Below are 2651 nucleotides of genomic sequence, written 5' to 3' on the forward strand. Positions count from 1 at the left end.
TGCGTATTTCAGCCCATCGCGGCCACCCATTTCAGCGGAACGCGGACAGCGTTTCAGACGAACGCGGACACCATTTCAGGCTGAACGCGGACAGCGTTTCAATCTGATCCCGGACACCCCGAGCGCGCGCAAGTGACCTGAGCCGTGGGCATGCTGACCGATTTTTCGGTCCCTCATGCCCACCCCCAGGATTCACATGCGCCAACTACGTCAAACCCTTCGACTGCACCTGGAGTCCACCCTGAGCATGCGCGAGTGCGCGCGTGTGCTGGGCATCGCCAAGACGACCGTCAACAGCATCATCCTGAAGGCCCGCGCCGCTGGCGTCGACTGGGCTGTGGCCCAGACGCTGGACGATGCGGCCCTCGAAGCCCGCCTGTACGGTCCGCCCGTGCCGCGCGCCAGCACCCAGCTCGAGCCCGACTTCGCCCTTGTCCACCAGGAACTCAAGCGCCCCGGCGTCACCCTGCAACTGCTCTGGGAGGAGTACCAGCGCAGCCTGACTGATGCCGGCTCGCAGGCCTACAAGTACACCAGCTTCTGCGTGAAGTACCGCACCTGGATCGCCGGCCTCAAGCGCTCGATGCGCCAGGTCCACCCGGCCGGCGAGCGTCTGTTCATCGACTACGCCGGCCAGACCGTCCCGCTGATCGATGCTGCCACCGGCGAGATCAGTTCGGCTCAGATCTTCGTGGCCGTGCTCGGCGCCTCGAACTACACCTTCGCCTGCGCCACGCCGACGCAGACCGCTGCCGATTGGGTCGGCGCCATCATGGATGTGCTGGAGTTCATCGGCGGTGTGCCCCGGCTGATCGTGCCGGACCAAGCGCGCGCCTTGATCGCCCGGCCGGATCGCTACGAAGCCACGCCCGGCCGCCTGGTCGAGGAGTTCTGCGACCACTACGACGTGGCGATGCTGCCAGCACGTCCGGCCCATCCCCGCGATAAGCCCAAGGTGGAAGTCGGCGTGCAGATCGTCGAGCGCTGGATCCTGGCGCGGCTACGGCACCGGCGCTTCTTCACCCTGGCGGAACTCAACGCCGCGATCCGAGCCTTGCTCGCCGACCTGAACCAGCGCCCGTTCAAGAAGCTGCCTGGCTGCCGCGCCAGTGCCTTCGCCGCGCTGGACCGACCGGTTCTGAAGCCCCTGCCGGCGGCTCGCATGCCCATCGCCCGCTTCAAGCGCGCCCGGGTCAACATCGATTACCACGTCGAGCTGGACGGCCATTACTACAGCGTGCCGCACCGGCTGGTGCGCGAGCAGGTCGAACTGCGCATCACCTCGACCACGGTGGAGATCCTCAGCCGTCAGCAGCGCGTGGCCGTGCACGCCTACAGCGAGCGACGCGGCGCCCACACGACGGCTCCAGAGCATATGCCGGCCTCGCACCGCGCGCACCGGGAATGGACGCCTGCCAAGCTCATCGCCTGGGGTGAACGCATCGGTGTGGCGACTGCCGCCGTGGTGCGTTGGCAGATGGAACACCGCCCGCACCCCGAGCAGGGCTACCGATCCTGCCTCGGCCTGCAGAGCCTGGCGCGCCAGTTCGGCCATGAGCGACTGGAGGCAGCCTGCGTTCGCGCCATGGCGATCCGCTCGCCGACCTATCAGAGCATCAAGTCGATCCTCACCACCGGGCTGGACCGGCAAGCCGCGCCGGCCCAGGCCACGCAAGCCACCTTGCCGCTGCACGACAACGTGCGCGGCCCCGATTACTACCACTGAAGAAGGAGAAGCTCTTGCTCAACGAACACACCCTGGATCAACTGCGCAGCCTGCGCCTGGACGGCATGGTGCACGCCCTGGCCGATGAAGGCATGCGCACGGCGGCGGCCGAGTTGTCCTTCGAGGAGCGGCTGGCCATGCTGGTCCAGCGCGAGGTCGACTGGCGCGACGGCAAACGCCTGGCCCGGCTGCTCAAGGCCGCCAGACTCAAGGTCAGCAGCGCCTGCATCGAGGACATCAACTGGCGCGGCTCGCGCGGCTTGGATCGCGGGCTTATCACGCAACTGGCGGGCTGTGATTGGCTGCGCCACGGCCACAACGTGCTGCTCACCGGGGCCACGGGTTGCGGCAAGACCTGGCTCGCGTGCGCCTTGGCACAGCAGGCCGCACGTCAGGGCTTCGCGGTGCTGTACACGCGGGCGCCTCGCTTGCTGGAGGAATTGCGGGTCGCGCACGGCGATGGCTCCTTCAGCCGGCGCCTGGCGCAACTGGCGCGCATCGACTTGCTGGTCATCGACGACTTTGCGATTGCGCCGATCACGGCGGCCGACCGCAACGACCTGCTGGAGTTGCTTGACGACCGGGTCGGCAGCCGCGCGACCCTCATCACCAGCCAACTCCCAGTGTCGGCATGGCACGAGTGGCTGGACGATCCGACCCTGGCCGACGCCATCCTCGACCGCATCGTCCACTCGGCCCACAAGATCGCGCTCAAGGGCGAGTCGCTGCGCAAGAAACAGGACTCGGCATGAGCATCAGACCCACCGCCGACAGTCCGTCCAGGTCGGCCCAATTCAGGCTGATCGCGGACACCTGAGCTACGATCAACCCAGGCACTTGCGCGCGCCCAAACTGTCCGCGATCAGTTTGAAACGCTGTCCGCCATCACGTTGAAATGGCTGTCCGGGATCGCTGAAATCCGCAC

The 2651-nt window shown here is 67.0% G+C and carries 2 protein-coding genes; both read left to right on the forward strand.

Going from position 1 to position 2651, the window contains the following annotated elements:
• Positions 1-175: 175 nt before the first annotated feature.
• Positions 176-1726: an IS21 family transposase gene (gene istA / locus N5J73_RS24105; RefSeq protein WP_279941377.1), complete on the forward strand. Its 1551-nt coding sequence runs from the start codon at positions 176-178 to the stop codon at positions 1724-1726.
• Positions 1727-1740: 14 nt separating this feature from the next.
• Positions 1741-2478: an IS21-like element helper ATPase IstB gene (gene istB, locus N5J73_RS24110; protein WP_279941378.1), complete on the forward strand. Its 738-nt coding sequence runs from the start codon at positions 1741-1743 to the stop codon at positions 2476-2478.
• The last annotated feature ends 173 nt before the right edge of the window (positions 2479-2651 follow it).

This window comes from Stenotrophomonas sp. GD03654, assembly GCF_029845105.1.
GTDB lineage: Bacteria > Pseudomonadota > Gammaproteobacteria > Xanthomonadales > Xanthomonadaceae > Stenotrophomonas > Stenotrophomonas africana.